Origin of the sequence: Neisseria sp. WLZKY-1, from assembly GCF_046546535.1 — a bacterium.
GTDB lineage: Bacteria > Pseudomonadota > Gammaproteobacteria > Burkholderiales > Neisseriaceae > Neisseria.
In genome coordinates this window covers 1-3,182 of sequence record NZ_JBKGTW010000091.1, presented here as the reverse complement: position 1 = coordinate 3,182, position 3,182 = coordinate 1, and the positions used below count along the sequence as shown (strand labels likewise).

Sequence of the window (3,182 nt, the reverse complement as noted above, 5' to 3'; positions counted from 1 at the left end):
CCCGGGTCGGTTTGTTTACCCGGACAAAGCGGTTCGATGGCTGCCCACTGGGCATCGGATAGGGTATATCTGGTCATATCTGTATGATACTGTGAAAAATTGATTGTCAACAGACCCTAGTACAGCCCCTAACGTTTTGCTTGTCGTCGAAATACTGAACGGCAGGGAGGTCGCGCAGGAAGCTGTCAATATCTTGTGCTGTCAGGAAACGGCCATGCATATCCCAGCCGACATTGAGGGCACGCCCTTTGACGGCGGCCATGCGGTCGTGCAGATGGCCGTAGAGGTGGTATAGGCCGTGGTGGATGCCGTCCCATTCGTATAAGGGATAGTGGCACAAAATCGCGGTATTGCTGATTTCGGGCAGTTTGAGCCGCAGGTAATGGCTGGCGGACGAGAGCAACGGATGGCCGTCGGCTTTGCGCGTGTTGAGGAAATGTGCTTCGTTTTGCCGAATCAGGTAGTCGTGGTTGCCGTAGATCAAATGGTGTTGCCCGTTGAGCCGTTGCAGCACGGCTTCGATGTGTGCGGGCTTTTTTGCAAAGCAGACATCGCCGAGGTTGTACACAGTGTCTTGCGGGGTAACGACGCGGTTCCAGCAGTCGATCAGGTATTCGTTCAGCTCGTCGGCGTTATCGCTTTGTAGGCGGAATTGCGGGCAGTATCGGGCGATGTTGGGATGGGAGAAGTGCCAGTCGGCGGTGAAATAGGTTTGAGGCATGGGATACTCGGTTTCTGGTCATCTGACAATGAAAAATAAGGTGCAGGCTGCTTTAGAGGCCGTCTGAAACAGGGTTGGGGCGATAAAAAGCAGCCTGCACTTTTTTGCCTACCTATCTGCCGGTCAATACCAACCGTTGGCAGAAGGCTTCCCAGTCGGTAAGGTGCACAACGTGCGTGCCGTCTGCCAACGGGTATACATCGGAAGCGCAAGTGGTGCGCCAATAGGTGTAAAACGGAAGTTTGGCGATGTCGGCTTCCGATACGGCAGGGGCGTTATCCTGTTCTGGCGTATGCACAATCGGCAAGCCGAAATAGCTGTATTGACCGTCTGCGACTTTGTCACCTATGAGGCCGGTTTGGCCGCGGTGTCTGCCGGTACGGACAAATCGGCGGCAGAACGCGTTCCAATCATGCAGAAAAACGGTGGCTTGCCCGTCTATCAGGCTTTGGGCGGAACCGATGCTGCTGTCCCGCCAAAATGAATAGAACGGCAATTCGGCGATGTGGCGCTCCATGACGACCGGACTGTCGCCCTGCTCTGCCGTCCGCATCACCGGAACACCGAAACAGGCGGTTTCAGGCAAAGCATGTGCAGGCTGCATGAAGGCGTTTCGCAGCATAACGGCCGCTTCGGCAGGGTCGATACCTAAACTGTCTATGGCAGGCTGCAAGGTTGCAGGCAGGTCGCAAAAGCAGCCTGCACCTTCCGGCAGGCAATACACCGAGTTGTGCGTATGGGCCAGCGGTGCCGACCATTGGGTAACGGGCGAGGTACGGATTCGGCCGCCTGCGGCAAAGCGTCCCGAACCATCTTGGGCGACCGTGCCGTACACCACGGCATACTCGGATTTGCCGGGCGTGCGGTAGCGCGTGAAGGTCCAGTCGGTGAGCTTGCAGGAGATGGGGGCGCCGTCGTGGAAATGTTCGGATGGGATGGGGTTGGCGGGGGTGTTGGGCATGGTTCATTCCTTGAAGGGCGGTTTCGGTAGCTTCAAACATAGGCTGCAGGCACGGCAACCAAATTCTCCGCCAACCAGATTTTTTGCGGGTACTGGTTGATAATCGTGCCGTGGGCGATGCCCAATTCGTTTGCCGGCAGCGTGTTGCGCAGCAGGTTGAAAGCGGCGGCCATTTTTTTATTGGGATTGGCGGTAGCCTTGATTTCAACGGGATACAGCATCTGCCGATGTTCGATCAGTAGGTCGATTTCTTTTTGATTGGTGTCGCGGTAAAAATAAATCGGCGGTTCCTGGCCTTGGTTGTGGAAGGATTTGATGATTTCGCCCACGACGAAGGTTTCAAAAAACTGCCCGCTCTTGGCTCCGTTTTGAATGGTTTCCGGCGTCAGCCATTTGGTCAGGTAGGCCATCAGACCCGTATTCAACATATAGACTTTCGGGGTTTTGATGGCGCGTTTGAGGTGGTTGTTGCCATAGGGTTGCAGCAGATAGACGATGCCCGATGTTTGCAGCACGGTGAGCCAACGCTTGACGGTATCCACCGATACGCCGATTTCCTGGGCCACGCTGCTGTAATTCAATAATTCCCCGCTGCGGGCGGCAATAGCAATCATGAACCGAGTGAAATCGCCGCTGCTGCCTACATTGATCAATTGGCGCACGTCGCGTTCGATATAGGTGGCGACATACGAGGCATAGTAAACCTGCCAATCGGTTTCGGGCTGCTCGTATAAGCGCGGCATATCGCCGCGGTGGATAATCTGCCAGATATTTTCGTGTTCGGGTAACCTGGATACAGGGTTTCGATCGGCCAAATAACCTTCGTCCGGCACAAAGGCCGTCTGAAAATCATCGCCGCGCATTTCGCGCCACGACAGTCCGTTTAATTTCAATACCGCAATACGCCCGGCCAGACTTTCACTGACGTTTTGCATCAACTCAAAAGCCTGCGAACCGGACAGCAGGTACAGACCATTCTGCTTGCGCCGGTCTATATCCATTTTCAACAGGGGAAACAGCTCGGGGGCGTATTGGACTTCGTCCACAATCAGCGGCGGCGTGTGATTCAATAAAAACAGTTGCGGCTCGTTTTTGGCTTGGTCGAGCAGCAAGGGATCGTCTAAGGTAAGGTATCCGTATTCGGGCGCAATGTGCTGAAGCAGCGTGGATTTGCCGACCTGCCGCGCACCGGTCAGCAATACGGCGGGAAATTGGGCGGACAGCTTTTGCAGGACGGATTGCAGGTGACGTGGGTAATACATAACAAAATCTAGTTTAATTTAAGACTGAATCTTAATTTAAACTGGATTTTTGCGCAATACATCTTATTTTGTGTGGTGATGATGTCGTAGGCTGCACCGCGAAACAGCCGCCATAATACACTCCTCGTTATGAAGGAGGCGTAAGTAACAAATTTACTGCCCAAAACCCCCGCAAGCCTTATGCTACAAGGCTTTAAGCGGAGTCAAAACCTTTGAACACAAAAAATGCCCTTTTTGC

At 53.9% G+C, this 3,182-nt stretch carries 3 protein-coding genes; all 3 read right to left on the bottom strand.

Annotated features, from left to right (window positions below; genetic code table 11):
• Positions 1–106: 106 nt before the first annotated feature.
• A complete protein-coding gene (locus ACLD9W_RS12195; RefSeq protein WP_410842262.1) occupies positions 107–721 on the bottom strand; it encodes a phosphoesterase in 615 nt (204 codons plus the stop codon).
• Between the two features lie 112 nt (positions 722–833).
• Positions 834–1,682, bottom strand: coding sequence for a hypothetical protein (locus ACLD9W_RS12190; RefSeq protein WP_410842261.1), 849 nt, complete (start codon positions 1,680–1,682; stop codon positions 834–836).
• Positions 1,683–1,714: 32 nt separating this feature from the next.
• Positions 1,715–2,944: an ATP-binding protein gene (locus tag ACLD9W_RS12185; protein WP_410842260.1), complete on the bottom strand. Its 1,230-nt coding sequence runs from the start codon at positions 2,942–2,944 to the stop codon at positions 1,715–1,717.
• Positions 2,945–3,182 lie beyond the last annotated feature (238 nt).

What these genes read in the sequence shown, in the direction of transcription:
- ACLD9W_RS12195 (WP_410842262.1), bottom strand. Translation starts at nt 721, where the DNA reads ATGCCTCAAACCTATTTCACCGCCGACTGGCACTTCTCCCATCCCAAC.
- ACLD9W_RS12190 (WP_410842261.1), bottom strand. Translation starts at nt 1,682, where the DNA reads ATGCCCAACACCCCCGCCAACCCCATCCCATCCGAACATTTCCACGAC.
- ACLD9W_RS12185 (WP_410842260.1), bottom strand. Translation starts at nt 2,944, where the DNA reads ATGTATTACCCACGTCACCTGCAATCCGTCCTGCAAAAGCTGTCCGCC.